Source organism: Seohaeicola sp. 4SK31 (genome assembly GCF_028802875.1).
In the GTDB taxonomy this organism is placed as follows: Bacteria; Pseudomonadota; Alphaproteobacteria; order Rhodobacterales; family Rhodobacteraceae; genus Seohaeicola.
Map to the genome: position 1 here is coordinate 187,504 of NZ_JARAMP010000002.1, position 26,541 is coordinate 214,044.

General features: G+C 63.7%; 33 protein-coding genes and 1 tRNA gene. 10 read left to right on the forward strand and 24 right to left on the reverse strand.

Translation table 11 applies throughout. The annotated features are described in order from the left end of the window. Positions 1 to 12: 12 nt before the first annotated feature. The 12 genes from PVW27_RS02525 to PVW27_RS02580 all read right to left on the reverse strand — a co-directional run bounded on the left by PVW27_RS02525 (position 13) and on the right by PVW27_RS02580 (position 7,953). Positions 13 to 672 carry a phage tail tape measure protein gene (locus PVW27_RS02525; RefSeq protein WP_274554961.1) on the reverse strand — a complete coding sequence of 220 codons (660 nt, stop codon included), beginning with the start codon at positions 670 to 672 and terminating at the stop codon, positions 13 to 15. Beyond that, positions 665 to 868 (reverse strand): rcc01693 family protein, encoded by a 204-nt coding sequence (locus PVW27_RS02530; RefSeq protein WP_274554962.1) that lies wholly within the window; start codon positions 866 to 868, stop codon positions 665 to 667. The genes PVW27_RS02525 and PVW27_RS02530 overlap by 8 nt, the downstream gene beginning before the upstream one ends. Then, on the reverse strand, positions 855 to 1,193 hold the full coding sequence (locus tag PVW27_RS02535; RefSeq protein WP_274554963.1) for a gene transfer agent family protein: 339 nt from the start codon (positions 1,191 to 1,193) through the stop codon (positions 855 to 857). Before PVW27_RS02535 ends, PVW27_RS02530 begins: the two co-directional genes overlap by 14 nt. Before the next feature lies 1 nt (position 1,194). After that, a complete protein-coding gene (locus PVW27_RS02540; RefSeq protein ID WP_274554964.1) occupies positions 1,195 to 1,608 on the reverse strand; it encodes a phage major tail protein, TP901-1 family in 414 nt (137 codons plus the stop codon). A gap of 28 nt (positions 1,609 to 1,636) precedes the next feature. Next, complete coding sequence (locus PVW27_RS02545) at positions 1,637 to 2,044, reverse strand: DUF3168 domain-containing protein (protein ID WP_274554965.1); 408 nt, start codon at positions 2,042 to 2,044, stop codon at positions 1,637 to 1,639. Then, complete coding sequence (locus PVW27_RS02550; RefSeq protein ID WP_274554966.1) at positions 2,041 to 2,379, reverse strand: head-tail adaptor protein; 339 nt, start codon at positions 2,377 to 2,379, stop codon at positions 2,041 to 2,043. The genes PVW27_RS02545 and PVW27_RS02550 overlap by 4 nt, the downstream gene beginning before the upstream one ends. Continuing rightward, positions 2,376 to 2,990, reverse strand: coding sequence for a head-tail connector protein (locus PVW27_RS02555; protein WP_274554967.1), 615 nt, complete (start codon positions 2,988 to 2,990; stop codon positions 2,376 to 2,378). Before PVW27_RS02555 ends, PVW27_RS02550 begins: the two co-directional genes overlap by 4 nt. Before the next feature lie 171 nt (positions 2,991 to 3,161). Beyond that, positions 3,162 to 4,364 (reverse strand): phage major capsid protein, encoded by a 1,203-nt coding sequence (locus PVW27_RS02560; protein WP_274554968.1) that lies wholly within the window; start codon positions 4,362 to 4,364, stop codon positions 3,162 to 3,164. A 36-nt stretch (positions 4,365 to 4,400) separates the two neighbouring features. Beyond that, a complete protein-coding gene (locus PVW27_RS02565) occupies positions 4,401 to 4,973 on the reverse strand; it encodes an HK97 family phage prohead protease (protein ID WP_274554969.1) in 573 nt (190 codons plus the stop codon). An 11-nt stretch (positions 4,974 to 4,984) separates the two neighbouring features. Beyond that, positions 4,985 to 5,251: a GTA head formation protein, RCAP_rcc01685 family gene (locus PVW27_RS02570; protein WP_274554970.1), complete on the reverse strand. Its 267-nt coding sequence runs from the start codon at positions 5,249 to 5,251 to the stop codon at positions 4,985 to 4,987. Further along, positions 5,248 to 6,450 (reverse strand): phage portal protein, encoded by a 1,203-nt coding sequence (locus PVW27_RS02575; protein WP_274554971.1) that lies wholly within the window; start codon positions 6,448 to 6,450, stop codon positions 5,248 to 5,250. The genes PVW27_RS02570 and PVW27_RS02575 overlap by 4 nt, the downstream gene beginning before the upstream one ends. A 132-nt stretch (positions 6,451 to 6,582) precedes the next feature. Next, positions 6,583 to 7,953: a DNA-packaging protein gene (locus PVW27_RS02580; protein WP_274555086.1), complete on the reverse strand. Its 1,371-nt coding sequence runs from the start codon at positions 7,951 to 7,953 to the stop codon at positions 6,583 to 6,585. A gap of 4 nt (positions 7,954 to 7,957) precedes the next feature. Here PVW27_RS02580 and PVW27_RS02585 point away from each other — a divergent pair, with 4 nt between their 5' ends. After that, a complete protein-coding gene (locus tag PVW27_RS02585) occupies positions 7,958 to 8,224 on the forward strand; it encodes a hypothetical protein (RefSeq protein WP_274554972.1) in 267 nt (88 codons plus the stop codon). Positions 8,225 to 8,426: 202 nt separating this feature from the next. On the opposite strand, the gene mltG is transcribed toward PVW27_RS02585, so the two are convergent. From mltG to fabD, 5 genes are all read right to left on the reverse strand, one after another. Then, positions 8,427 to 9,605, reverse strand: a complete 1,179-nt coding sequence (gene mltG / locus PVW27_RS02590) for an endolytic transglycosylase MltG (RefSeq protein ID WP_274554973.1) — start codon at positions 9,603 to 9,605, stop codon at positions 8,427 to 8,429. Next, the gene (gene fabF, locus PVW27_RS02595) at positions 9,605 to 10,864 is read right to left on the reverse strand and encodes a beta-ketoacyl-ACP synthase II (RefSeq protein WP_274554974.1); all 1,260 of its coding nucleotides are present in this window, start codon (positions 10,862 to 10,864) and stop codon (positions 9,605 to 9,607) included. The genes mltG and fabF overlap by 1 nt, the downstream gene beginning before the upstream one ends. Positions 10,865 to 11,075: 211 nt before the next feature. Next, a complete protein-coding gene (locus PVW27_RS02600) occupies positions 11,076 to 11,309 on the reverse strand; it encodes an acyl carrier protein (protein ID WP_068293114.1) in 234 nt (77 codons plus the stop codon). A 236-nt stretch (positions 11,310 to 11,545) separates the two neighbouring features. After that, positions 11,546 to 12,283 (reverse strand): 3-oxoacyl-[acyl-carrier-protein] reductase, encoded by a 738-nt coding sequence (fabG, locus tag PVW27_RS02605; RefSeq protein ID WP_274554975.1) that lies wholly within the window; start codon positions 12,281 to 12,283, stop codon positions 11,546 to 11,548. Between the two features lie 9 nt (positions 12,284 to 12,292). Then, a complete protein-coding gene (gene fabD, locus PVW27_RS02610) occupies positions 12,293 to 13,231 on the reverse strand; it encodes an ACP S-malonyltransferase (RefSeq protein ID WP_274554976.1) in 939 nt (312 codons plus the stop codon). 201 nt (positions 13,232 to 13,432) lie between these two features. Here fabD and PVW27_RS02615 point away from each other — a divergent pair, with 201 nt between their 5' ends. Further along, positions 13,433 to 14,656 carry a cytochrome b/b6 domain-containing protein gene (locus tag PVW27_RS02615; RefSeq protein ID WP_274554977.1) on the forward strand — a complete coding sequence of 408 codons (1,224 nt, stop codon included), beginning with the start codon at positions 13,433 to 13,435 and terminating at the stop codon, positions 14,654 to 14,656. 78 nt (positions 14,657 to 14,734) lie between these two features. On the opposite strand, the gene PVW27_RS02620 is transcribed toward PVW27_RS02615, so the two are convergent. Both PVW27_RS02620 and PVW27_RS02625 read right to left on the reverse strand, forming a co-directional pair. Then, on the reverse strand, positions 14,735 to 15,313 hold the full coding sequence (locus PVW27_RS02620; RefSeq protein ID WP_274554978.1) for a YceI family protein: 579 nt from the start codon (positions 15,311 to 15,313) through the stop codon (positions 14,735 to 14,737). Positions 15,314 to 15,480: 167 nt separating this feature from the next. Continuing rightward, positions 15,481 to 15,846, reverse strand: coding sequence for a hypothetical protein (locus PVW27_RS02625; RefSeq protein WP_274554979.1), 366 nt, complete (start codon positions 15,844 to 15,846; stop codon positions 15,481 to 15,483). 440 nt (positions 15,847 to 16,286) lie between these two features. Between PVW27_RS02625 and rpsF the strand changes: the two genes are divergently transcribed. The 3 genes from rpsF to rplI are packed head-to-tail and all read left to right on the forward strand — an operon-like array spanning position 16,287 to position 17,583. Beyond that, positions 16,287 to 16,730 carry a 30S ribosomal protein S6 gene (rpsF, locus tag PVW27_RS02630; protein WP_274554980.1) on the forward strand — a complete coding sequence of 148 codons (444 nt, stop codon included), beginning with the start codon at positions 16,287 to 16,289 and terminating at the stop codon, positions 16,728 to 16,730. Between the two features lie 28 nt (positions 16,731 to 16,758). After that, positions 16,759 to 16,986 carry a 30S ribosomal protein S18 gene (gene rpsR / locus PVW27_RS02635; RefSeq protein ID WP_068292848.1) on the forward strand — a complete coding sequence of 76 codons (228 nt, stop codon included), beginning with the start codon at positions 16,759 to 16,761 and terminating at the stop codon, positions 16,984 to 16,986. A 12-nt stretch (positions 16,987 to 16,998) separates the two neighbouring features. Beyond that, positions 16,999 to 17,583: a 50S ribosomal protein L9 gene (rplI, locus tag PVW27_RS02640; RefSeq protein WP_274554981.1), complete on the forward strand. Its 585-nt coding sequence runs from the start codon at positions 16,999 to 17,001 to the stop codon at positions 17,581 to 17,583. Between the two features lie 236 nt (positions 17,584 to 17,819). Here the strand turns inward: rplI and tig are convergent, their stop codons facing one another. Continuing rightward, positions 17,820 to 19,154, reverse strand: coding sequence for a trigger factor (tig, locus tag PVW27_RS02645; protein ID WP_274554982.1), 1,335 nt, complete (start codon positions 19,152 to 19,154; stop codon positions 17,820 to 17,822). Positions 19,155 to 19,178: 24 nt separating this feature from the next. Next, positions 19,179 to 19,263, reverse strand: a tRNA-Leu gene (locus tag PVW27_RS02650). A gap of 259 nt (positions 19,264 to 19,522) precedes the next feature. Here PVW27_RS02650 and PVW27_RS02655 point away from each other — a divergent pair. Beyond that, positions 19,523 to 20,023 (forward strand): Hint domain-containing protein, encoded by a 501-nt coding sequence (locus PVW27_RS02655; protein ID WP_274554983.1) that lies wholly within the window; start codon positions 19,523 to 19,525, stop codon positions 20,021 to 20,023. Positions 20,024 to 20,042: 19 nt separating this feature from the next. Here PVW27_RS02655 and PVW27_RS02660 read toward each other — a convergent pair whose 3' ends face one another. Further along, positions 20,043 to 20,906 (reverse strand): NAD(P)H-hydrate dehydratase, encoded by an 864-nt coding sequence (locus tag PVW27_RS02660; RefSeq protein WP_274554984.1) that lies wholly within the window; start codon positions 20,904 to 20,906, stop codon positions 20,043 to 20,045. Positions 20,907 to 20,941: 35 nt separating this feature from the next. Beyond that, on the reverse strand, positions 20,942 to 21,610 hold the full coding sequence (locus PVW27_RS02665; protein ID WP_274554985.1) for an NAD(P)H-hydrate epimerase: 669 nt from the start codon (positions 21,608 to 21,610) through the stop codon (positions 20,942 to 20,944). Positions 21,611 to 21,779: 169 nt separating this feature from the next. Between PVW27_RS02665 and PVW27_RS02670 the strand changes: the two genes are divergently transcribed. The 4 genes from PVW27_RS02670 to PVW27_RS02685 all read left to right on the forward strand — a co-directional run bounded on the left by PVW27_RS02670 (position 21,780) and on the right by PVW27_RS02685 (position 25,764). Next, a complete protein-coding gene (locus PVW27_RS02670; protein WP_068292860.1) occupies positions 21,780 to 22,118 on the forward strand; it encodes a P-II family nitrogen regulator in 339 nt (112 codons plus the stop codon). Between the two features lie 30 nt (positions 22,119 to 22,148). Next, positions 22,149 to 23,555 carry a type I glutamate--ammonia ligase gene (glnA, locus tag PVW27_RS02675; protein ID WP_274554986.1) on the forward strand — a complete coding sequence of 469 codons (1,407 nt, stop codon included), beginning with the start codon at positions 22,149 to 22,151 and terminating at the stop codon, positions 23,553 to 23,555. A 216-nt stretch (positions 23,556 to 23,771) separates the two neighbouring features. Beyond that, complete coding sequence (locus PVW27_RS02680; RefSeq protein ID WP_274554987.1) at positions 23,772 to 24,833, forward strand: hypothetical protein; 1,062 nt, start codon at positions 23,772 to 23,774, stop codon at positions 24,831 to 24,833. A 121-nt stretch (positions 24,834 to 24,954) separates the two neighbouring features. Further along, positions 24,955 to 25,764: a lytic murein transglycosylase gene (locus PVW27_RS02685; RefSeq protein ID WP_274554988.1), complete on the forward strand. Its 810-nt coding sequence runs from the start codon at positions 24,955 to 24,957 to the stop codon at positions 25,762 to 25,764. A 3-nt stretch (positions 25,765 to 25,767) separates the two neighbouring features. Here the strand turns inward: PVW27_RS02685 and PVW27_RS02690 are convergent, their stop codons facing one another. Continuing rightward, the gene (locus PVW27_RS02690) at positions 25,768 to 26,526 is read right to left on the reverse strand and encodes a heme-dependent oxidative N-demethylase family protein (protein ID WP_274554989.1); all 759 of its coding nucleotides are present in this window, start codon (positions 26,524 to 26,526) and stop codon (positions 25,768 to 25,770) included. Between the last annotated feature and the right edge of the window lie 15 nt (positions 26,527 to 26,541).

A 26,541-nucleotide genomic window follows, 5' to 3' on the forward strand; every position in this document is an offset into this window, starting at 1 on the left:
GTGATCCTTTGGTTAGCGGTTGCGCTGGCCCTGCCCCAGGATTCGGACCATCTGGGCGGCGATCTGGGATTGCGAGCGTTCAAACCCCGCGACATCGGGGGTCTGGATGTTGATGACGACGTTGACCGCGCCGCCTCCGCCGCCGCGCACGCCGAGTTTGCCGTCGGGGCCGCGCGCAAGGGGCATGATCGCCTCGGGTCCCGCCTCGCCCATCAGCCCCATGCCGCCACGCATGGGAAAGGTGGTGGGGCCGGTGACGATACCGCCCGCCGCGAAGGGCATGACGCGGCCCTGGGCGAAGCTGCCGCCCTTGGCGAAGGGCAGGACGCCGCCCACGAGTGCGCCCATACCCTTGGAGAGCAAGCCGCCGACGTGATCTGTCACCGGGCGCAGGGCGGATTGATAGGTGGTGTTGACCATGCTGGTCGCCACGGTTTTCAGCGCATCGGACAGTTTCATCCCGTCGAAGGCCACGCCATCGAAGGCGCGGCGCAACCCGCCCGAAAAGCCGCGTTCCAGCGTGGCCATGTCGCGGCCCGTATCGGCAAGCGCACGGCGCATGCGTTGCAATTCGCCGTCAAAGGCGCCTGCAACCGTTGCGGCGGCGCCGAAGCTGGTGTCCAGCGCCTTGACCTGCTCTTGCAGGGTGGCGGCGGTGTCGAAGTCAGTCATGGGTCTGTCCTCTCAAAGGGTCGGGGAAGGCCTGCATCAGACGGTCCAGACCATCGCGGCCCAAGGGGGCCGGCGCGGCCCCCTGCCCCAGCATCAGGGCGATTTCTGCCGGGGTCAGTGCCCAGAACTGCGCAGGGCTGAGGCGCAGGCCGCGCAGGCCGGCGCGCATCAGGCCGGGCCAGTCAAGATGGCTCATACCGTCCCCCCGCATCCGGCAGGGTGAAGGCGCGCACCAGAAGTTGCGCAGCCGCCTGTGCGGCAGACACGGGGCCGCCTGCGATATCGGCAGCGATCAGATCGACGGGCCTGCCCTGCCATCCTCCGCCCCGCAGCCCTGCCACGATCAGCGCGAGCACGTCGCGGCTGGAGTATCTGCCGCTTTCGAAGCGGGTGACGAGGGCGACAAGGCTGTCATCGCCCAAGCCCGCCTCAAGCTCGGCCAAGGCACCCAGTGTCAGTTTCAGGACATGGCGCTGCCCGTCGATGATAAGATCCACCTCACCGGCCCAAGGATTGGCCATATCAGAGCGCCGTGAACACGAGCGCACCGGCCGAGGCGAGGGAGACATCATAGGTCGCCTCGCCATTGTGGGAGCCCGCGTAGTCGATGCTGGTCAGCTGGAACGCGCCTTCGACGATGCCGAAATCGGGGATCACGATCTGGAAGAGCGGGGTTTCGCCGTCAAAGAAGATCTGGCGGGCGCGTTCATCACTGGCGGCGTCGCGGAAGACGCCCGATCCGCTGATGGCGGCGGATTTGACGCCCGCGCCGGCCAGCAGTTCGCGCCAGCCACCCTGGCTTTCCAATGTGGTCACATCGACGCTTTCCGCGTTGAAACTGACCCGCGTGGCGCGCAGCCCCGCCAGCGTGGCGAATTGACCATCGCCCGTCAGATCCACCTTGACCAAAAGATCCTTGCCGTTCTGGGCACCCATGGCGTCCCCCTTTTGCTGTGATTGAGTTTCAGATGTCGTCGAGACGCGCGCGGAAGGTCAGGTCGATCCGACGCCGCCCTCCGCTGTCGCGCTTGGCGGTGGCGCGGATGAAATGCATCCCGACGAGGCGTCCGCGCGCCAGCACCAGATCGGGATCCAGCAGCGCGTCGCAGACCGCGGCGGCGGCGGTCTTGGCCAGATGGAATCCCGCCGCATCGGCCACGACCGAGAGGGTGATTTCATGCTCGGCCCCCTGCGCTGTTGCATCCGAGCGGTCGCGCGCCACTTCTGGCCCAAGGCTGAGATAGAGCGGCGGCAATGGCCCGGCGGGCAAGGCGTCATGGATCGCCCCGCCAAGGAGCGCGGTCACGTCCGGATCGGCGGCGAGATGGGCAAAGACGGCCTCTTGCAGGGCGGCAGCGGCGGCATAGGTCATGGGGAGACCTCCTCGCGGGTGATGCAGGTCAGGAAGCGGCCACCGGGGTCGCGTTCGGTGACGGCCAGAATGGTGAAGATGCGCGCGCCTTCGCGCAGGCGTTGGTCCGGGCGGGGCCGCATGGACGTGCCGTCGGGCGCGGCGCGGATCACGATGCGATGGCCGCTTTGCGACAGGACCGTTCCGCCCGTGGCGACCTCGCGTCCCTGCAAGGGTGTCATCTCGGCCCAGACCTCGCCCAGTGTCAGCCAGTTCTGGACGAAGCCTCCGGCCCCGTCCGGCAGGCGTTCGGGTTCCTCCAGCAGAAGGCGGCGGCGCAGATGGGGCAGTCTCATGCGGCACCATGGGATGCAGAACCGCCCAGCGTCACGCGCAGGGCGCGGTAGCGTTCGATCAGGCTGGTGACACCAAAGGGCATACAACCGCTGCCAAGGCCGGTTTCCTGCCGGTATTCATAGAAATGCGCGGCCAGCATCAGCACAGCCTGGGCCAGATCAGCAGGCAGGCCCGCCCAATCCGAGGACATGCCTGCCCGGATGTGCAGGACCGCGCGGCCGCCTGCGGGGATCGCGGGCAGAACACCGCCTGTCGCCCTCAGGCAGGGGCGCTGCATGTCCGGCTCCAGCCGCCAGCGCAGAGGGGGCATCGGCGTTGCCACGCCCGCCGCATCGCGCAGGACCAGGGACGTGATCTCGACCACCGGTGCCACCGGCAAGGGTTGGGCGCCAGGATCGGCCCACCGCGCCAGCTCCAGCGTGAAGGCACGCTCCAACAGCACCTTGCCGATCCGCGCCTCGATCGCGGCGAGGGCTGCGCGCAGGAAGCCTTCGAGCAGGTCGTCCTGCAACCCGGATTCGCTGAACCCCGTGCCCAGATGCAGATGCGCCTTGAAGGCTGCCAGGGGCAGCGGGGGCGCGGGCTGCGAGGTGTCTTCTGTCAACATCATGGAATGTCTCCGATTTGTCGGGCTTGTCGGCCCTTTGCCGCGTCCCATGCCCGACAGGGCAAGGGTGCGCGCGCCACCTGCAGCGCCCGGACGGGGAGCAGCAGGACACCGCAGTCAAAGTCGTGACGCGCGCGGAGGAAGGCCGGTGGGTCGGCCTTCCGATGGCGGGCGTCAGGCGGTGGCGAAACGCAACAGCTTGATCGCGGCGAAGTCGCTGATATCGCCGCCCACGCGCTTGGTGGCGTAGAAGAGGACATGCGGCTTGGCGCTGAACGGGTCGCGCAGCACGCGCAGGTCGGGGCGTTCGGCGATGGTGTAGCCCGCGCCGAAATCGCCGAAGGCGATGGCATGGGCACCGCTGGTGATATCGGGCATATCCTCGGCAATCAGGACCGGATACCCCAGAAGGCGGGCGGGTTCGGCGGCGGCAAGACCGTCGGACCACAGGAAGCGGCCATCATTGTCCTTCATCTTGCGCACTGCGCCCGCGGTTTTCGAGTTCATCACGAAGACCGCATTCGCGCGGTAGGCGGCCCCCAGTGCATAGACCAGATCGACGATGGCATCGGCCCCGTCAAAGGCCCCGTCCGCGCCCGTGGGCACGGTGCCCAGGTTGCCCCAGGTCCAGACGTCGTTATCCACCGTGGCATGGGTCAGGAAGCCGCGCGGCTTGTCGATGCCGTTGCCGCTGACGAAGGCCGCCGCCTCGGCGCGGGCGAAACGGTCGGCGATGCGGCCCGCGAGCCAGCCTTCCAGATCGAAGGCGCTGTCGTCGAGCAGGCGTTGGCTGGCTTTGGGCAGGGCGCTGAGTTCGTGCAGCGGGATCGTGATGCGGTCGATGACCGGCGTGCCGGTTTCCGTGGTGCTGCCGGTTTCCGTGGCCCAGCCATGGCCGATATCGGAATGATCGACCAGCACGTCATAGGAGGTCGCCTCGACCTGCACGACATTGGCGATGGCGCGGAGCGATGCCCCTGCCGTCAGGACCGAGCGGATGCGCTGCGCGGTTTCGGGATCGACGAGGTAGCCGCCATCGCCCGCCACGGCGGTGTTCATCGCCTTGCCCTCCAGCACCAGCCCGCGCAGACCATCATCGTCGCCCGAGCGCAGATAGGCGGCGAAGGCCTTCTGATGCGGGGCCTCGGTTTCGGCCTGGACAGAAAGGTGGGGACGCGCTGTCTGCGGGCGCGGGGAGTAGGATTTGTGATCAAGCATGGTCAGTCGCTCTTCCTGCTGTTGAAGTCGGGTGTGAATATCGGCCCGAAAGCCTTTCAGATCATTCATGAATCCCGCCACAGCGGTCTTCAGGTCACGGGTGGGTGACAGGTCATCGGACAGACCTTCCCCGGCCCGAGACGTTCTCTCGGATGTCATGGTGTCATTCTCCTGTGGTTGGATGATGCGGGCGGATCAGTCCCCGGTCGGCCTGTCGCGGGTCAGCATGGCGCGCCCGGTTTCAAACAGGGCGGTCAGGTCGCGCAACGTGGCGTCCGGCTCTGGACCCGCCTTGGCCGAGACGCGCGCTGCAGGCAGCATCGGGAAGGTGACAAGCGAGACTTCCCACAGCTCCAGTTCGGTCAGCAGCCTGTGGCCCTTGTCTGTCGTGGTGGCGCGGATCGTGCGATAGCCGATGGACAGCCCCTCGATCGCACCGGCGGCAATCAATGCCGCAGCTTCGCGCCCGCGTGTCACGCCATCGAGCAGTCGCCCCTTGACGCGCAGCCCGCGCGCATCCTCGACAACCTCGTCCCAGATGCCGATGGGTTGCGCGGGATCGTGCTGCCAGAGCATCCGGACCCGTCTCCCTTCGGCCGTCATGGCCTTGAGGCTGGCGGCATAGGCACCGGGGGCGACCACATCGCCGCCCCTGTCGGGCGCGCCAAACAGGCTTGCATACCCCTCGATCACCGGGCCAGTGCCATCTTCGGTCAGCCGCAGCCCCGCTTCGGGACGGCAGAACTTGTGTTCAAGTCCGGTCTCCATCGCCACTCCTCTCATGGCAGCACCCCGTGCGGCACCGCGAACAAAATCGACTGAAACGCCTGTGCCAGAACCACGGCGACCACGCCGTAGACGGCCAGCCACAAGCGTTTTTCCAGCTTCTCGACCAGCGCCTCCAGCTTTTCGGCGCGACGATTCAAGCCTTCGAAATGAAGGGTCGAGACGCGTTCATGGGCTTCCAGCCGCAAGGCCGGGGCGCAGTCGAAGGCTTCGAACCCGTAGCGCCCCGCATCACGCGGGGTGGCGCGTGGATCGCTCATGCTGCGGTCCCCGCTGTATCCGGGTCATCCATGGCAAGCGCGGGCAGACCAAGCATCGCGCGCTTTTCCGCATCCGTGAGGAAGGCCGCCTCGGCCACGCGGCGCCATTGCGACTCCCGTTCGAAAGCCAGCGCAGGCACCTGATCCAGATCGGGGCGCAGCTCAAGGGTTTCGCCGGTGAAGCGTGACAGCCATTCGGCGAGGCTTGCCACGACACGCGTCGCCATGGGCAGCACGGTCAACCGATAGAGCGCGCGGTTCGCCTCCTGGTAGTTCGCAAAGGTCGCATCGCCCGGAATGCCCAGCAACATCGGCGGCACACCGAAGGCCAGCGCGATTTCGCGCGCGGCGCTTTCCTTGGTTTGTTGAAATTCCATGTCCGAGGGGGAAAAGCCCATCGGTTTCCAGTCCAGCCCCCCTTCCAGCAGCATCGGCCGGCCCGCGTTGCGCGCGCCCTGATGATGGCTTTCCATTTCGGAGACAAGGCGGTCATATTGGTCGTTGCTCAGACTGCCCTGCCCTTCGGCGCCGCGATAGACGATGGCCCCGGATGGTCGCGCCGCATTGTCCAGTAGCGCCTTGGACCAGCGACTGGCCGCGTTATGCACGTCCACCGCCTGCGCCGCCGCCTGCATGGGCGAAAAGCCGTAATGATCGTCCTGCGGGTGGAAGCTTTTGACGTGGCAGATGGGGGCCAGCGGCGTGTTCACCGCGAAGCGATGCTTGCGCCCGCCAACGGTATAGTCATAGGCGACCGGCCAGCCGTCCGCGCCGGGGATCAGGCTCATCCTGTCGGATCGCAGCACATGGAGTTCCGAGAAGGCGCCGACCTCATCGGTGACAAGTTCCACATAACCGTTTCCGGTCAGCAAGAGCTGTGCATAGAGCGCCTCCAGCAATTCGGCCCGTCCCTGTGCGGGGTTGGGGTTGCCCAGTAGGACGAGGACGGGATGGGTCTCAAAGCGCTGTCCCGCGCCCTGCAAGACCAGCGGCAGGGCCGCCGCTGCTTCGGCCAGCATCTTGACGCAGCGAAAGCCGACCGGGTTGCCGGTATAGCCGGCCCTTGTCAGCGAAGCAGTGTCGCGCGGGCTCCAGACCACGCGGCCCGCGCCTTGGAAGGCCAGAACCGGACCTGCGGCGCTGGCCTTCTGCGCGGGGGCCATTTCGGCCGCGCCGCGCTTGAGAAACTGAAAAACCATGTCGTGCTCCTTGAACCGGCCCGCTGTTCTGGTGGGGTCGGTCTGGTCCCTGCCCCGGATGCCGACGCACCGGGGCAAGGGCCGTCCGAACCCATGTGCGGACAATCTGACGAAATGCTTAACAATTCCGGATCAGAGCGCGCGCACCCTTGGCTGCTGCCATTTCGCCGAGGGGGCAATGATCAGCTCGTGCAAAGCCCAGACCAACGCGTCCAGCCGGTCGGGACTACCCTTGCCCGCATAGCCCTGCGCCGTCATGGCACACATCTGATCTTCCAGATCCCCCAGATCCCCGTGATGGAAGACCCGGCCCTGCTCATAGAGCGCGGCCACAGGTTCAGCCCGCGCCCCTTTGCTGCGCGAGGCATGCAGTTTGCGAAATGGCACCAGCGGGTCGATCTGCCGGACAAGGGCTTCGATCATGTCGCCGCCCTGGTTGACCTCGACCACCAGCCTGTCCGCATCCCAGCGCCGCATTGCGGCAAGGGCGTGACCGGCCCATTGAAAGGGCCCCAGCCCTGTGGTGCTGGCATCCTCGAGGACAAAGGCCTGCCAATCCTGCACCGGCCCGCGGGTGACGGCCCCCACGACCATGATCCCGCAGGCGTCCGACCCTTCGCTTGAAGTTGTCGCGGGGTCGATTGCCACGACGATCCGGTCCATCTCCGGCAGCGTGCTGACCCGCGCGCCCTCCAGCAGGGCACCGGTCCAGAGCGCGCCCTCGGCATCCTCGACAAGGATTCCGTCCAGTTCCTGCCGTGAGAGCCGCGACCCGGCATAGCGGATTCGGACCTCTTCGAGAAAGGAGGTGGCCAGATTGGCGGCATTGGCCTCGGTCGGGGCATGGGTGACGACGGTGCTGGACATCTTGAGCAGATCCTTGAGCACTCCGACATTGCGCGGTGTCGTCGTCACGCAGACGCGGGGATCATCCCCCAAACGCAGGGCGAATTGCAGCATGTCCCAGGTGTCGTGGCCTTTCTTCCACTTGGCCAGTTCATCGACCCATGCGCCGTCGAACTGGGGGCCGCGCAGGGATTCGGGGTCATGTGCCGAGAACGCCTGTGCCGTCGCGCCGTTGGGCCAGATCAGCATCCGTCGGGTTGCATGCCATTCCGGGCGGCGATCCGGGGGTGAGCAGGCCAGAATGCCGCTGTCTCCAAAGACCATCACCTCGCGCACCTGATCCAGTGTTTCGCCCACCAGCGCGATGCGGCGGCACCGGCCGGAGTCGTTGGGGCGCGAACCTTCGACCTGCGCGCGCACCCATTCGGCGCCTGCGCGCGTCTTACCCGCCCCGCGCCCGCCCATGATCACCCAGGACCGCCAGGTGCCTTCGGGGGGCAGTTGGTGCGGCATCGCCCAGAAGTCGAACATGAAGGGCAAGGCCAGCAATTCCCCTTCGGTCAGGTCGTCAAGGAACGATTTTTGGACCTCGGCAGTCTCGCAGGCGATCCAGTCGGCACCGGACCTGAGATCGGGCTGCGTCAAAGTCGATGGCATATTCATGGGCGATACCTGCAGTTGCCTTGCGATATGTTTCAATTTCTGTCTCCACGTCATGGGCTTGCTTGAGCCAGTAACGGATGTCGGACAACAGGCGCGCGCCCTCTCGGATCGCGCTCTGATCGCCCTCGGCCACCCTTTCCTGAATTTCGATGAGTTCCGATTTCATGATCCTCAGTTGAAGATCGACGATGCGGATCGTGACTTGCAGCGCGGCATCCCGGTCGGGCGGTGCCTCATCCGGACCCGCGCGCGGGGGTATGTCTGACATTGGTCTCGCTCTGCCTCATCCTTGATTGCCCCGTCCGCAAGACATGAAAAAACGGCGTCCGGGGAAACCCCGGCGCCGTTGGTTCACGTCTTCCAGCTTGCACAACCTATACGCTAGACCGTGCGCAATGTCAAGTTTTCAGGACAGTCACAATCTGACAACCGCGCGTTTTCATTAACAAATTCCTAACGCGCGCGGGTCAGTCGGACTGTTCCTCCTCGGTGCCCTGGGCCTCGCGCTCGGCCTCGATCCGGCGCCAGGCAGCCACGTTGCGGTTATGCTCTTCCAGTGTTTCGGCAAAGGCATGCCCGCCTGTGCCATCGGCCACGAAGAACACGAAAGGCGTGTCATCGGGATCAAGCGCGGCTTCGATGCTGGCCCGCCCGGGGTTGGCGATGGGCGTCGGGGGCAGACCTTCGATCACATAGGTGTTCCAGGGTGTGTTGCCGCGCAACTCGCTTTGGCGCAGGCCGCGTCCCAGCACACCCTCGCCCTTGGTGATGCCATAGATCACCGTGGGGTCGGTCTGCAGCCGCATCCCGCGATTCAGCCGGTTTACGAAAACGGAGGCGACCTGACGCCGCTCTTCGGGAACGCCGGTTTCCTTCTCGATGATCGAAGCCAGGATCAGGGCCTCTTCCGGGGATTCAAGCGGCAAACCTTCGACCCGGTTGGCCCATGCTTCGGCGAGAATGGCATCCTGTGCAGCCGCCATCCGGGACAGAAGGGCTGCACGCTCCTCGCCCGGTGTGACCTCGTAGCTGTCGGGTGCCAGCGTGCCTTCGGCGGGGACCTCGGCCACCTCGCCTGCCAGAACATCAAGGCGCGAGAGCGCATCGACCACCTGCCAGCTGGTGACACCCTCGGCCAACGCCACACGGTAGCGCGTGTCCGCCCGTTCCCGGACCTGCGTATAGTCGCCGGGTGCGACCTCGTTGGCGGGATCGAAGCTGACCTGCTCTACATAACGCGAGGTGGCCGGATCAAGTTCCCGCACCACGACGGAGGAGCTGTTGACGCCGATGCGGTAGACCACTTCGGTGCCGCAGGTGCTGGGCCCGCCGCGCGTGATGATGTCCACGATATCGGTCATGGGGGTTTTCGGCGGGATCAGGAAGCTTCCGGCCTTCAACAAATCGGCCTTGTCGGAGTAATCGGCACCCAACCGGAAGACGCGTGCATTCGTGATTGCGCCCTGCTCTTCCAGCGAGCGGCTGACGCGCGCCATTGAGGAGCCGCGCTCGACCTGCAAGCAGACGGCCTGATCCAGCGGTCCCTCAGACGTATATTCGCGCTGCCCCCAGAGGATGACACCCGCAGCCAGAAAGACTGCCACGATCAGAAAGGTGACCGCATTCGAGGCGATGTGACGCCACATCAGCCCACCTTCCCGAAGATCACGCTGGCATTGGTGCCGCCAAACCCAAAGGAGTTGGACAGCGCCACGTCGATTTTGCGCGCGCGTTTGGCATTCGGGGCCAGATCTATGGCGGTTTCCACCGCCGGGCTATCCAGATTGATCGTGGGCGGGGCCACCTGATCGCGGATCGCGAGGATCGAGAAGATCGCCTCGATGGCGCCCGCAGCCCCCAGCAGATGCCCGGTTGCGGATTTGGTCGAGGACATGGTCACGCTGCTTGCGTGATCGCCCAGCAAACGTTCGACCGCGGCCAGTTCGATGACATCGGCCATGGTGCTGGTGCCATGGGCGTTGATGTAGTCGATATCCGTCGCCTTGAGGCCGGCACGATCCAGCGCCGCCTGCATCGAGCGGAACCCGCCATCGCCATCTTCGGCCGGGGCGGTGATGTGATAGGCGTCGCCCGAGAGACCGTATCCCAGAACCTCGGCATAGATCTTGGCACCGCGCGCCTTGGCGTGCTCGTATTCTTCCAGCACAACAACGCCCGCGCCCTCGCCCATGACGAATCCGTCGCGGTCGGCGTCATAGGGGCGGCTGGCAGCCTTGGGATTGTCGCCGCGTTTGGTGCTGAGCGCCTTGCAGGCGTTGAAGCCGGCAATCCCGATCTCGCAGATCGCCGCCTCGGCCCCGCCCGCGATCATCACTTCGGCATCGCCCCACTGGATCAGGCGCGCGGCATCGCCGATGGCATGGGCGCCTGTGGAACAGGCGGTCACGACCGCATGGTTCGGCCCCTTGAAACCATAGCGGATGCTGACCTGCCCCGAGATCAGGTTGATCAGCGCACCCGGAATGAAGAAGGGCGAGACGCGGCGTGCGCCTTTTTCCTTGATCAGCAGAGTGGTCTGTTCGATCGACTGCAAGCCGCCGATACCGGAGCCCAGCATGACGCCGGTGCGGAGGCGGTCTTCCTCGGCTTCCGGCTTCCAGCCCGAATCCTCGACCGCCTGCGTCGCGGCGGCCATGCCATAGAGGATGAAATCATCGACCTTGCGCCGCTCTTTCGGTTCCATCCAGTCATCGGGATTGAAGGTGCCGTCCGTGCCGTCGCCGAAGGGGACTTCGCAAGCATAGGTCGTCAGCACATTGCTGGCATCAAAGCGGGTGATCGGACCCGCGCCGGACTCTCCGGCCAGCAGACGCGACCAGGTCTCCTCTACTCCGCACGCCAAAGGCGTGACCAACCCCAGTCCCGTTACAACCACTCGACGCATGACGTACCCCTTCGTTCATGTTCTGTCGTGCTCATAGCGCGCCTGCCCCCTCATGGGCAAGAGCGGGCACTTTCCGACACCGGCCTGCGCGGATCGCAGCCCGCAGGATCGGATACCACCGACCGCCGGTCAAACCCCAAAATCCGCGAGTCATGAAAAAACCCCCGTCCGATGGACGGGGGTTTCTCCGACATCGGAAATGATGCGCGCCTCAGGAGGCTTCAGTGATGAACTTCACTGCGTCGCCGAAGGACTGGATCGTTTCTGCTGCATCATCGGGGATCTCGATCCCGAATTCCTCTTCGAACGCCATCACCAGTTCGACCGTGTCCAGGCTGTCCGCACCCAGGTCATCGATGAACGAAGCGTTCTCGACCACCTTGTCCTCGTCCACACCCAGATGTTCCACCACGATCTTCTTCACGCGGTCTGCGATATCGCTCATGTCCAAGTCCTCATACCGTTCGGGCTGTCTGCCCATTTTCTGCCCTTGCCCGCAGGCTCGGCACTTCGTGATGCCCTGTGTATCGGGCGGCTCGTCATCCCGCAAGCAGGACGTCCAAGGGTGCCACCTTCGGCCCCCCCGGCAAATCTGCGTGGCCTATAGCACATGGTGCGCCATTGGCAAACGCTTTCACCAAGGCAAGGCCGCGCGGTGCAACGGCAGCCCGCCCTTGCCTGTCACAGCATGGCCATGCCGCCGTTCACATGCAGCGTGGTGCCCGTGACATACCCCGCCTCGGGGCTGGCGAGATAGAGGACGGCGGCCGCGATTTCCTGTGGCGTGCCCATGCGGGCGGCCGGGATCTTGACGTTGATGGCGGCTTTCTGTTCGTCGGTCAGCTTGTCGGTCATGGCGGTGGCGATGAAGCCCGGTGCCACGGCATTGGCGGTGATTCCACGGCTGGCGACCTCATAGGCGATGGATTTCGTCATGCCCACCATCCCGGCCTTGGAGGCGGCATAGTTCGCCTGCCCCGGATTGCCCGTGGCCCCCACGATGGAGGAGATATTGATGATCCGGCCCCAGCGGGCCTTCATCATCGGGCGCATGACGCCACGGCACAGCCGCATGGTTGAGGTGAGGTTCACGTCCAGCACGCTTTGCCATTCATCATCGGACATCCGCATGAAAAGCTGATCGCGGGTGATGCCTGCGTTGTTGACCAAGATATCGACGGCGCCCATCACCTCGACGGCCTGTTTCGGCAGCGCCTCGACGGCTTCGGCATCCGAGAGGTTGCAGGGTAGCACATGGGCGCGGCTGCCCAGTTCGGCGGCCAGCGCCTCGAGGGGTTCCAAGCGGGTGCCGGACAGAGCGACCGTGGCCCCTGCCCCGTGCAGCGCATGGGCGATGGCCCCGCCGATCCCGCCTGATGCGCCGGTGATCAGCGCGCATTTTCCTGTCAGATCAAACATGTCTATTCCTCAGTTTGGGGCAGCAATGGCTGCGGCCACATCTTCCGGAGTGCCGATGGCCCGGCATTCCATCTCGCGCACGATCCGGCGGATCATGCCCGACAGTGCCTTGCCCGCGCCCACTTCCCAAGCTTCGGTCACACCGGCCTCGGCCATCCACAGCACGCTTTCGCGCCAGCGGACCGAGCCTGTGACCTGTTCGACCAGAAGGGCGCGGATAAGGTCAGGATCGCTGACCGCTTCGGCCCGCACATTGGCGACAAGCGGCACGGCGGGTGTGTTGACCGTCACATCGGCGAGGGCAGCGCGCATCACTTCGGCGGCAGGCTGCATCAAGGCGCAATGGAAAGGCGCGCTGACAGGCAGGATCACGGCGCGCTTGGCGCCCTTGGCGCGTGCAATCTCGACGGCACGTTCGACCGCTGCCTTGTGGCCTGAGACCACCACCTGCGCAGGGTCATTGTCATTGGCAGCCTGACAGACCTGCCCCTGTGCGGCCTCTTCGGCGACGGCGCGGGCGGCGGCGAAGTCGAGGCCCAGCAGGGCGGCCATGGCGCCGACGCCCACGGGCACGGCCTCCTGCATGGCGCGGCCACGGGTGCGCAGCAAGCGCGCGGCATCGGCGACGCTCAGGGCTCCGGCCGCGGCCAGCGCGGAATATTCGCCCAAAGAGTGACCGGCGACGAAGGCGGCATCGGTAACCTTCACACCCTCGGACTCGAGCGCGCGCATCGCCGCGATCGAGGTCGCCATCAAGGCGGGTTGGGCGTTCTGGGTCAAGGTCAGCGCGTCCTGCTCGCCCTCCCAGATCAGGGTGGACAGTTTCTCGCCCAAGGCGTCGTCCACCTCGTCGAAGACGGCACGGGCCGCAGGATAGGCCTGTGCCAGATCGCGGCCCATGCCGATGGTTTGCGCGCCCTGACCGGGAAATACGAAAGCCCTGCTCATCCTGTTGTCTCCGTCCTGCCGCGCCAAAGATCTTTGTCCCGCGCGCTTTTCATAAGGTTTTGCCGGAATACCGCGCCCGGCGCGTCTTCGCAACGCCCGAGCGCGCATCCTTGCACGTCCCATGTGCGGCGGGGCAGATTGGCCGCTCTGGCTTGCGGTTCTAGATAGGCACGAAACATGTCTTCCAGAAGGACCGCCCTCATGTCCCGCAGCAACAGCACCGCACGCTATGGCAGCGTCACCAAGATGTTCCATTGGCTGACCGCTTTTCTGATCCTGTCCGCCATTCCGCTGGGCCTGATTGCCACCGATCTGGCCCACCGGATCGAAGCGGGCGAGACCGATCTTGTCGCGCGGACGACGCTGCTGTTCTCGTTGCACAAGACCATCGGGATTGCGGCTTTCCTGACCGCGCTTGGCCGTATCGTCTGGGCGATGACACAACCCCGCCCCGGTCTTTTGCATGGCGGACGGCGGGCCGAAGCGACCTTGGCGGGCACGATCCATTGGCTGCTTTACGGTGCAATGCTGGTGACCCCACTGTCGGGTTGGGTGCATCACGCGGCGACAACCGGATTCGCCCCGATCTGGTGGCCGCTGGGGCAAACCCTTCCCTTCGTGCCGCAAAGCGCCACCGTGGCACAGGCCGCCGAGACTGTGCATTTCCTGGCCTCCCGCGTGCTGATCCTGTCGATCCTTCTGCATGTGGCCGGAGCGTTGAAGCATCACTGGATCGACCGCGACGACACGCTGCGCCGTATGCTGCCACGCGCCACGGTGCGGCAGAACCCAAGCCCCGCGCAGCCCGGTCATGCGGTGCCGCTGGTGGCGGCTGGTGTGATCTGGCTGGGAATCCTTGGCGCAGGCGCGGCCCCTGCCCTGATCGCCCTGCCGGACAGCCCCGCGCCGGTTGCCGCGCAAACCGCCTTCCCGGGCGACTGGCAGGTGCAGGAAGGCACGCTGGCGCTTGCGATCCGTCAGATGGGCGCAAAGGTCGAGGGCAGCTTTGCCGACTGGACGGCACAGATCACCTTCGCGGATGATCCCACGCAGGACGTGAATGGCGCCGTCCGGGTCGAGGTTGCCATTTCCTCGCTCAGCCTCGGCACGGTCACGGGTCAGGCCATGGGGGCGGATTTCTTCGACGAAGCCTCGCATCCGCGCGCGGTGTTCGAGGCCAGAATCCTGCGGGCGGGCGGCAGCTTCGTCGCGGACGGCCTTTTGACCCTCAAGGGCAATGCGGTGCCGGTGCGGCTGCCCTTTGATCTGGTGAGCAGCGGTGACACGGCGTCGATGATCGGGGAATTGTCGCTTGACCGTCGCGACTTCGGTATCGGCGCAAGCGTGACCGAGGAGGGAACGCTGGGCTTCGGTGTGACGGTGACGGTGCAACTGAAAGCGCAACGGTTGCCAACCGGCGACTGACCCCACCGCGTCCGCCGCGAATGAACAAGGCCGCCGGATCACTCCGGCGGCCTTGGTATTTTTTACGATATGTCAGGCTTACTCGGCCTTCATGGCCTCGATCGAGATCTGAACGGTCACTTCATCGCTGACGAAGGGGGCGAAAGCGCCGACATTATAGTCGCTGCGCAGCAGGGTTGTCGTGGCATTGAAACCGGCCCAGGGCTTGTTCTCCATCGGGTGATCACCGGCCTGATTCAGTTTGGCATCCAGCACGACCGATTTGGTCACGCCGTTCAGGGTCAGGTCGCCGGTGATCAGCGCGGTGTCGTCACCGGTCACTTCGATCCCGGTCGAGGTGAAGGTCACCATCTCGTCCTCAGTGGCACCGAAGAAGTCACCCGACATGAAATGTTCGAAGCGGCCTTCCCAGCCGGTCATCATCGACATGACGGGCATCGACACGGTCACGCTGGAATTGGCCGGGTCTTCCTGATCGAACATGATCTCACCCTCGAAACCCGAGAACATGCCCCAGGTCGTGGAGTAGCCCAGATGGTTGTAAGAGAAGAGGATCTGGCTGTGGCTGGCGTCCAGAACGTATTTTTCGGGCGCGGCAAATGCGGGGGCGGCGGAAAGGGCGACGGCAAGGCCGAAAGCGGCAAAGGTGTTTTTCATGATGGGTCTCTCCTGTTGGACCATGTTTCAGATAGGCCCAAGTTGCGCGCTTTCTGCGATGCGGCAACTCCACAGGAAACCACAGATCATGTGAGAAGATGAACAATGGACTGTTCGTCCGCACCTCGAAACAGGCCAAGCTGCGGACAGAAAAGCGGCAAAACCGCTTAGAAATTACGTAATTTCCGATCGATCAGATGAAGTTGCTCGCGCGCAAGACCCGACAGTTCCATCACGACCTCGCCTGTGCGGGACTTCAGGATCAACTGATCGTCAGAGACTGTGATCTCGCCCAGTTCGGCGAGGGCGAAGCGGCGCTGGACCCGCGCGATGCCGTCACGGCCACGCTGGATGTGACGCAGTTCCTGCGCGCGGATGTCCAGATGCACCTCGTCCCGCAGATGACCGCGTCCGGCATGCAGCAACATCAGACCGATGCACATGAACAGGGCCGATACGGCCAACCGAAGCAGCATCATTTCGGCGTCCCAAAGCGGCCCGGACAGGATCCAGATACCGACCGATGCCAGCATCAGGACAACGCCCGTGAACCGGGCCACACCTGCAAGCGCTTGCAGTCCAGACCTGCGGTGTCTTTTCCCCCAGCCGGCGCGCGGCGCGGCGTTTGACACCGGAGATGAAACATCTGAAAACGCAACCATCCGAGATCCTCCTCATGATGAGGACAGGCTGGCGCGCGAAAACGGCGTGCGTGTGGCGCAATCCCGGACAATTCTGGACTGTTTCCGGCGCATTGCGCCCCATTTGCGCGACCGGGGACACGGTTCTTTCCCCGTCCCACTGTATGCAGGCCTTCAATGCCGATAAACGGCTTGCCTGCTTGCCACGACGCGGAAACCGTCGTATAGGCCCCACTCCTTCCGCAGTTTTGTTGAACCGCGCAGTCTCTCGTGGATGGGTCGCGGAAGGATTGACCCTCCTATGAAATGCGCCTGAAAAGCAAGGAGTGCACATGCCGCTTTACGAGCATGTCTTCATTTCCCGTCAGGACCTGTCGAACACGCAGGCCGAGGGTCTTATCGAACATTTCGGCACAGTCCTGGCTGACAACGGCGGCACCGTCGTTGATCACGAGTACTGGGGCGTCAAGACGATGGCCTACAAGATCAACAAGAACCGCAAGGGTCACTATGCCCTGCTGCGCACCGATGCACCGGCTGCCGCCGTGCAGGAGATGGAGCGTCTGATGCGCCTGCATGATGATGTCATGCGCGTTCTGACCATCAAGGTCGATGAACATGTCGCAGGCCCCTCGGTGCAGATGCAGAAGCGTGACGACCGCGACCGTGGCGACCGGCCCGACCGTGGTGACCGTCCGGACCGCGGCGACCGTCCCGATCGTGGCGACCGCCCCGACCGCGGTGACCGTGGCGGCGAACGCCGCGAACGCCGTTGATCTGACGCCAGGATAAAGGACGCTAACCATGGCTACCAAACCGTTTTTCCGCCGCCGCAAGGTCTGCCCCTTCTCGGGCGACAATGCTCCTGCCATCGACTACAAGGACACCCGTCTGCTGCAGCGCTATATCTCTGAGCGTGGCAAGATCGTGCCGTCCCGCATCACCGCCGTTTCGGCCAAGAAGCAGCGCGAGCTGTCGCGCGCCATCAAGCGCGCCCGGTTCCTGGCCCTGCTGCCCTATGCCGTGAAGTAAGGAGAAAAGCAGATGCAAGTTATCCTTCTTGAGCGCGTGGCCAAGCTGGGCCAGATGGGCGACGTCGTCAACGTCAAGCCCGGCTTTGCACGCAACTACCTGCTGCCGCAGGGCAAGGCGCTGTCCGCGTCCGAGCGCAACATTGCTGACTTCGAGGCCCGCAAGGTGCAACTCGAAGCGCAGAACCTTGAGACCCGCAAAGAAGCCGAAGCCCTGGGCGAACGCCTGGGCGGGCAGACCTTCGTCGTGATTCGCTCCGCCTCGGATGGCGGCGCGCTCTACGGCTCGGTCACGCCCCGCGATGCGGCCGATGCAGCTGCGACCGGCGGCTTCACCGTCGACCGCAAGCAGATCGTGCTGACACGTCCGATCAAGGAACTGGGCCTGCATGACGTGTCCGTCACCCTGCACCCCGAGGTCGAGGTGACCATTCACCTCAACGTCGCGCGTTCGCCTGAAGAGGCCGAACTGCAAGCCGCAGGCAAGTCGATCCGTGAACTCGCAGCCGAGGCGGAAGCCGAAGCTGAATTCGAGATCTCGGAACTGTTCGACGAAATCGGCGCGGCGAACGAAGACGGCGAGGATATGGGCCGCTAAGCCCAGTCTGTCGAAAGACACCTTGCCTTAGAACCGCGCAGGCCCACCCTGCGCGGTTTTTTCATGTCCGGCGCTGTGTTTTGCGGACCGCCTGCTGTGCGTTCACCTTGTTCTGCGGTCACCCGTTTTTTGCGCGCCCTGACGCACGCAATGAAAAAGGGCCACCCCGAAAGGTGGCCCCTCTGATCAGATCTGACCTCTGCGGAGTCTTGCGACCCCTTTACGGCGGAACAGGATCACTCCTCGTCCAGCGCCTCGACGGCCTTTTGCAACTCGTCCTTGCTGATCTCTTTCTCGGTCACATTGGCCTGCGCCAGAATATGATCGACGACTTTGTCTTCAAAGATCGGCGCGCGCAGTTGCTGCTGCATCTGGGCGTTCTGCTGGATGAATTCGAAGAACTGACGCTCCTGCCCCGGATATTGACGCGCCTGCGCCATGACCGCCTGAGTCATTTCGGCATCGGTCACTTCGATCTCGGCCTTGCGGCCGGTTTCAGCCAGCAGCAAGCCCAGACGCACGCGGCGCTCGGCCAGTTTCTTGTGTTCGTCCGTGGGCTCAATCTTGTCGTGGTTGTGATCGTGCACATCGGGGTTTTCCTCGTGCCACAGCTGATGCGCGATCTGGCTCGCCTCGGCCTCGACAAGGCTCGGCGGCAGGTCGAACTTGACCAGACCGTCCAGCGCGTCCAGCAGACCGCGCTTGATCACCGCGCGGGCCGCACCGGCATATTCGGCCTCAAGACGCTCGGCGATCTGACCTTTCAGAGCGGCCAGATCTTCGGCCCCGAATTTCTTGGCCAGCTCGTCGTCAATCGCTGCCGCCTTGGGTTCCTTGACCGCTTTGACGGTGCAATCGAACACGGCTTCCTTGCCGGCCAGATGGGCCGCGCCGTATTCTGCGGGGAAGGTGACCGTCACGGCCTTTTCTTCGCCGGCCTTCACGCCGACAAGCTGTTCTTCGAAACCGGGGATGAACGAGCCGGAGCCCAGCACCAGCGGGTAATCTTCGGCGGAACCGCCCTCGAACGCCTCACCATCGACCTTGCCAACGAAGTCGAACACGATCTGGTCGCCGTCCTTGGCTTTGGAGCCCTTCTTGCGGTCAGCGAAATCCTGAACCGTTTCGGCCAGCGAGGCGAGCGCCTCATCGACGGCGGCGTCATCGGCCTTGGCCACCAGACGCTCCAGCTTGACGCTGGTCACGTCCAGTTCGGGGATCTCGGGCAGGGCTTCATAGGCCAGCTTGACCTTGACGTCCTGACCCTCTTTCCAGTTTTCACCATCGACCATCGTGACCTGCGGCTGAAGGGCCGGACGATCGCCGCTGTCCTCAAAGTGCTGGCTCATGGCGCCATCGACGCTTTCCTGCATCGCTTCGCCCAGAATGCGCGGACCGAACTGCTTTTTCAGCAGCGCCATCGGCACCTTGCCCTTGCGAAAGCCCTTCATTTCCACTTCGGGCTGAGCCTCGGCCAGTTTCTCGTTGACCTTCGCTTCCAGCTCGGCGGCTGTGACGATGATCTCGTACTCACGCTTGAGGCCGTCTTTCAGGGTCTCGGTGACCTGCATTCTTTTCGTCCTTTTCCATATCTCTGGTGCGGGTGGAGGGACTTGAACCCCCACGCCTTGCGGCGCCAGAACCTAAATCTGGTGCGTCTACCAATTTCGCCACACCCGCGAAAACCAAACGCAGGCAACCCCATCCGGAGAATGGAGGCGGCCCGCGGTTCCGGCGCTGTCTAGCAAACCCTGATGAGGGATGCGAGAGGAAAAATCGGGCCGTTCACACGCTCCTGACGGGCTTTTCCGGGACATGGCGACCGCGCGCCGCCCCCCTGACTTTCTACGGGCGTCCGGCGGCAAATAAATGGGCGACTTTCTTGCGCACATTCCGTATGTTGTGCTGGAAAACAGACGCTGCGACGGTCAGGACAGGCGTGAGCACATCTTCCAAGCATCCCGCGGCGCAGCGCTGTGGACAAGAGCGGGATCACACCGCCGGGTATCCCGGGATTGTGGCAGGCACCCGCATTCTGACGGCTGATGGTATCGTTCCCGTGGAACTGCTGGGGCCGGGTGACAGGATCATCACGCGCAATACGGGGCTGGTGGCTTTGACGGGGCTGGTGTTTCGGCAGTATCAGGGCGATTTCCTTCAGGCGAGGGCTGGGGCGTTCGGGGACACACGTCCCGCAACGGACACGGTTCTGGCCGCCGATCAGACCGTGCTGTTGCGAGGTGCTGCGGCCCATGTCCTGTTCGGCCAGCCTTCTGTCTTGATCAGGTCCGGGGACTTGACCCCTCTGGACGGCTGCACCCTTTTGCGCGGGATCGAAATGACAGTCGTGCGGATGGTTTTCGATGCCCCGCAACTTGTATATGCCGATGGGCTGGAAACGCTCTGCCTGCCGTCACAGGACCATTGCCTCGCGGCTTGATGTGCCAAGTACGCGGTATCTAAAGCCCAAGCTCCCGAAACACGGCAGGCAATGTCTCGGGCAGATCTTCGGCGATCAGACCGGGGCCAAAGCGACGGGCCGCCTGCCCATGAAGCCAGACGCCGATATTCGCGGCCATCCGGGGGGATATCGCCCGCGCCATCAGCCCGACGATGACACCAGCCAGCACATCCCCCGACCCGGCTGTCGCCAACCAGGCCAGCGACCCATCCGGAGCGGCCGGATGCGTGGTCACCGCGCCGTCCGGACTGGCCACCAAGGTTTCGGGACCCTTCAACAGCACGACGCAGCCCGCCCGCTGGGCGGCCGCGCGCACGGCCTCGATCCGCGCGTTGCCGCCATCGTTCAGATTGACGGCCAAGTCGGGAAAGACCCGTGCGAACTCGCCTGCATGCGGGGTCATCACACAGGCAGGATGCAGCCTCGCCATCAGGGCCCTGTCGCCTGCCAGAAGGGTCAGCGCATCGGCATCGAGCACGGTTTGTCGCGCCGCTTGCAGAACCGCGTCCAGTTTCGCCGCCTCAAGCGCGCCATGCCCGCACCCTGGCCCAACACAAAGCGCGTTCAGCCGCGGATCTTCCAGAAGCGCCTCAAGCGCTGCAAGCGTGCCGGCCTCGCGCAGCATGATGGCCGTGACCTGACTGGCCACTTCGGCCATCGCATCCGATGGCACGGCCAGCGTGACCAGCCCTGCCCCGACCCGCAGCGCCCCGCGTGCCGCCAACCGTGCCGCACCGCTGCGACCTGCACCGCCCGACAGGATCAACGCGTGACCGTGATGATATTTGTGCGCCGCCGCATCCTTGCGCAGCATGTCCCGCAACTCGGGTGTCAGGGTGAAGATCCGGGACGCTCGGGACATGGACGCCTCATGAAAAAAGGGGCGGATGGGTCATCCTACAGGCCGATGGGCACGACGACGATGCGCACCCGTTGCTCTTCCAGCACCTTATGCACGGGTTTGCGGGCATGGAAAGTCACCACGAGATCCGCATCAAACGGGCGCGGGTTTAACCGATGGCCCGTGTCGCAGTCATATCCCGTGGGCAGGTCGACACTGACGCGGCGCAGGGAGCGGTCCGCCGCCTTGGCCACATCGACGGCCTGCCAGTATGGCGCAAGCATCTCGGCGCTGTTGCGCGACTGCCCGATCCCGAGCAAGGCGTCGACGATCAGAACCGGCGCCGCTCCGGCACCATCGGTCAACGCGGTGAAAGCGTCGGCCAGATCATCCATCGCCAGTATCTTGCCACCCGCCGCGATCCAGTCCGCTGCTGCGGACGCGGCATCCCCTGCCTTTGGTTGGCCGGTCGCACAGACCCGCACATTCCAGCCGCGCCGGGCAAGACCCCGGGCGATGACATATCCGTCGCCGCCATTGTTGCCCGGACCGCAGAGGATCAGCGCCCGGCCCGGAGCATGTGCAAGCTCTGGCCAGGCCTCCAGAGCGGCGGAGATCACGCCCTCGCCCGCGCGCGCCATCAGCGCGGATCCGGTGACCCGGCCCGACTCCATTGCCGCATTTTCAAGCGCGCGCATCTGCGCCGCTGTGACGATTTCGGTCATTTTTCACCCAAATCCGTTTATTTTCCGCCCAAAACAACAGCACTTTGCTTATTTTTTAATCACCATTCGGAAATTGCATCCAGCTACCCGACAATGCACCAAGCCCCCGATTGTCCCGCCCCGGCAGAAATGGTCTGACGCCATAGGAACATAGGCGAGGAGACCCGGGATGAAAAAGATCGAAGCGATCATCAAGCCGTTCAAGCTCGATGAGGTCAAGGAAGCCCTTCAGGACGCGGGTGTCCAGGGTCTTTCCGTGATCGAGGTCAAGGGCTTCGGCCGCCAGAAGGGACATACGGAACTGTATCGCGGCGCCGAATACGTCGTGGACTTCCTGCCCAAGGTCAAGATCGAGGTTGTGCTGGATGACGATCTGGTCGATGCCGCCATCGAGGCCATCATCGACGCTGCGAAAACCGACAAGATCGGTGATGGCAAGATCTTTGTCAGCCCGGTCGAACAAGCCATTCGCATCCGCACCGGTGAATCCGGTTCGGACGCGCTGTAATCTACACCACAAACTGAAAGGGATTAGGGAATGAGCAAGGACGCAGTTCTCAAACTGATCAAGGACGAGGATGTCGAATACGTCGATATCCGCTTCACCGACCCGCGCGGCAGACTGCAGCACGTGACCGTTGTGGCCGATCTGGTCGACGAGGATTTTCTGGAAGAAGGCTTCATGTTCGACGGATCGTCGATTGCCGGCTGGAAATCGATCGAAGCCTCGGACATGAAACTGATGCCCGATACAGACAGCGTCTATATCGACCCCTTCTATGCGGAAAAGACCATCTGCATCCATTGCTCGGTTGTGGAACCCGACACGGGCGAATCCTATGACCGCGACCCGCGCGGCACCGCCGAGAAGGCAGAAGCCTATCTGAAAGCCAGCGGGATCGGCGACACCGCCTATTTCGGGCCTGAGGCTGAGTTCTTCCTTTTTGACGACGTGCGCTATTCGGTTTCGCCGAACAAAGTGTCCTTCTCGGTCGATGCGGATCATGCCGCATGGAACACCGACACCGAGTTCGAAATGGGGAACACCGGCCACCGTCCGGGCTACAAGGGCGGCTATTTCCCGGTCAACCCGGCCGATGACGGTCAGGACATCCGCTCGGAAATGCTGTCCACCATGAAGCGTATGGGCATGAAGGTCGACAAGCATCACCACGAAGTGGCGACCTCGCAGCACGAGCTTGGTCTGATCTTCGGTGGGCTGACCGAGCAGGCCGACAACATCCAGAAATACAAGTATGTCATCCATAACGTCGCGCTGGCCTATGGCCGTTCGGCCACCTTCATGCCGAAGCCGATCAAAGGCGACAACGGTTCGGGGATGCACGTGAACATGTCGATCTGGAAGGACGGCAAGCCGCTGTTCGCAGGCGACAAATATGCTGACCTCAGCCAGGAGGCGCTGTATTTCATCGGCGGAATCCTGAAGCATGCCAAGTCGCTGAACGCCTTCACCAACCCGACCACCAACAGCTACAAGCGTCTGGTGCCCGGTTATGAAGCCCCCGTTCTGCGCGCCTATTCGGCCCGCAACCGCTCGGGTTGCGTGCGTATCCCGTGGACGGAAAGCCCCAAGGCAAAGCGCGTCGAAGCCCGTTTCCCCGATCCGGCGGCGAACCCCTATCTGGCTTTCTCGGCTCTGCTGATGGCTGGCCTTGACGGGATCAAGAACAAGATCGATCCGGGCGAAGCCATGGACAAGAACCTCTATGACCTGCCCGCGGAAGAGCTGGCCGGCATCCCCACCGTCTGCGGATCGCTCCGCGAGGCGCTGGAGGAGCTGCAGAAGGACATGGACTATCTGCTGGCCGGTGACGTGTTCACCAAAGACCAGATCATGGCCTATATCGGCCTGAAGATGGAAGAAGTCGAAGAGTACGACATGACCCCCCATCCGGTCGAGTTCAAGAACTACTACAGCTGCTAAGCCCGCCGACGACCGAGTCGCGGCGAAACCAGCCAAAGTCATGAAAAGGGCGCCTTTCGGGGCGCCCTTTGTCGTTCTGGGCAGAACTGTGGCGGTCAAAGCGGTCAAAATCCGACTTTTTAACGCCATGCCCCAGGCTTGGCGGATTTGGAACAAAATATGCCCCATTTCCTTAACCATAAGTGACCGTCTGAATATCGCCACGCGGAGGCTGCCATGCGTCTGGACAACACTCGGTGCACTTCTGGATTGGTTTTTCTCGGTTCGAGACCTCTTGATCTTCCCTTTCTGGCCACCCGGCTTGAACGTGTGCTGAGCGCGCGCGGTTTCGACGTGGGAACGGCAGAGGTCATGTCCGAAGGTCATCTCAAGATGCACCTTGGCGAGTTCGAACTCCATATGACCGAGTTGCAGAACCCCGGACAGAACGGCCAGTCGGACGGGATGCAGGTGATGGACCTTGCGCTGAGCCATGGTCGCCAACCGCAGACGACATCTGATCTGAGTGTGGCCGATGCAACGTTGACCCTGACGGTCACGATCATCAAGCTGCCCTCCGACCTGCCCAGCCTGCGCGAGGCCGAGCGGTCAACCGTCACGGCGCATTCCGCCCTTGCCCTTGCGACGCTGGAACTGGCGCAGGTGCTTGACCCCGATTTCGTGCAGTGGCTGCAACCCGACATGATGCTGCAAACCTCGTCCTTCCTGTCGGTGCTGGAGAAAGTCACGCCCCGGCGCGTGTCCGCCGCGGACCGTGGCACGACAGCGGAAGTGGCACGCCGCAGACGGCCCATCCCGGTCCTGCCCTTTTCGCAAACACAGGCCAACCGCGTGTCCCGGCTTTTCCCGGACATCGACGACACCTGCGAACGGCTGGACAGCCAGACACGTCTTGATCCTGTGGCCGCCACGACATCCGCACCGACCGAGGACAGCACCAGCCTGCCCTATCTGCGCGCGGTCTTTCGTCGCGAGGACGAGGCAGCCCATGTGACCGAGGAACCGACCACCACACTTCGCCCCGAAGAGCCCAGCACAACGTCGCGCCTTGCAACATGGGCCGTGTCACTTGCTGTCAGCCTGCTGTCGCTTCCAGTAGGGATCGCACTGATGGTGTATAACCTCATCCGGGGTGAGGATCTTCGGCTGGCGCTGACCGCGCTTGCACTGACCGGGCTTTTCACGGGTCTGACCACTTTGGGACTGGGCCAACAGGTCATCGCCACGATCAATGGTCTGCCCTTTGTCGGCGACATCCTGACCCGCCTGCCATTCTAGGACAGCGCACACCCAGAAGGCAGGTCAAGCGCCCCAATTTGCCCGTCGGGGCGCTTGTTTCATTTGCGCCTGAGGCTGGCGCTGGGTATCATGTCGCCATATTCATGCAGGGTTCATTCACATGACGCGCTTTTCGCTTGGGATTTCCATTGGCTCACTTACCCTTTGCGGCCTTCTGGCAGGGCCTTTGGAGGCCGCGCAATGCGGCAACACCGCTGCGGGGTTCGAGGCATGGAAACGCGACTTTGCCCCGATCGCGGCCGCGTCAGGCGTCAAGGAGAGGGGCTTGGCGGCCCTTGCCGGCACCACCTACGCCACCCGCACCATCGCTGCGGACCGCAATCAGAAAAGTTTCGGCTTCACGCTGGAGCGTTTCATGGAGGTGCGCGGTGCCAGCACGATCGTGGCCCAAGGCAAGAAACGCAAAGCGCGCGATGCGGCCTTCTATGACGCGTTGGAGAGGCAATACGGTGTATCCGCAGGCGTGATCATCGCGATCCACGGGATGGAAACCGCCTTTGGCAGTTTCATGGGCGACAGCAATGTCCTGTCCGCCATTGCCACGCTGGCCTATGACTGCCGTCGGTCGGCTTTCTTCACCGAACATACGATCGCCGCGCTGCAACTGGTGGATCGCGGCACGATTTCACCACAGGCGGTGGGGGCGAAACATGGGGAGCTGGGCCATACCCAGTTTCTGCCGGGCAATGTGCTGCGCTATGCGGTTGACGCCAATGGCGACGGGCGCATCGACATGAACAATATCACCGACTCTTTGGCTTCGACGGCCAATTTCCTGCGCCAGAAAGGGTGGCAGCCCGGATTGGGCTATCAGGAGGGCGAGCCGAATTTTCGTGTGATTCAGGAATGGAACGCTGCGGGGGTCTATCAGAAGGCCATCGCCATCATGGCGCGGCAGATCGACGGCTAAGCTTTAGGCGGCCGGCCACAACGCCCGCACGATCGCGCGCTCCAGCACGCTGGTGTGAATGCCGAACACGACCGCGCCGGTCTTTGGCAAGCGCAGAAGGCTCTGACGTTCCGTGCGAAGGTAATTGGCGTCCTGCGCGCCCCGCTCTGGCCGTCGGTCAGCCTCGCTCCGGGGCTGATGCAGGGTCGGATCGACATACCAAAGCGCGTTGAACCGCCAGAGCGGGCGTCCCACCTGCACCCCGTCGAAAAGACGCTGCACGCGGCGGGCCATGCTGTCGTCATAGCTGTCGACGGGCACATGGATGCCGGTCAGTGGTCGCATGAACTTTTCCGCCAGCGTCCAGCTTGCCGGGAAGCACAGGACAGCGGCTGTCAGGACATGTTCGTCACCGCGCTTTTCCATCAGGCACAGATCCTGCTGCACCAGATGGCCCAATGTGCCCATCGGATCGTTCCGGTCCAATATGACGCGCATGCCGTCGGGTCGCTGCACCTGCTGATCCGTCACAGCAAAATCGGCACGTGTCGCCAGCACATTCATAACGGCATCCAGCAATTCGAGAGCGGCAGGTCGCGCCTTCGCGTCCATGGCCAGAACCTTGTCACGCCGCTGCGCCAACAACTGCGCGCGGGTTTCCATCTGGGCGGCATAGGCCTCGTCGACGATGATCCAGTCGGCAGGATCCATCGGTGCGGTCCCCGGCAAAGGCCGGGGTGTGGTCGGGTCATAGCTGAGGCGGGTTTGAAGGATCGCGGTCATGATCCCGATTTGAGC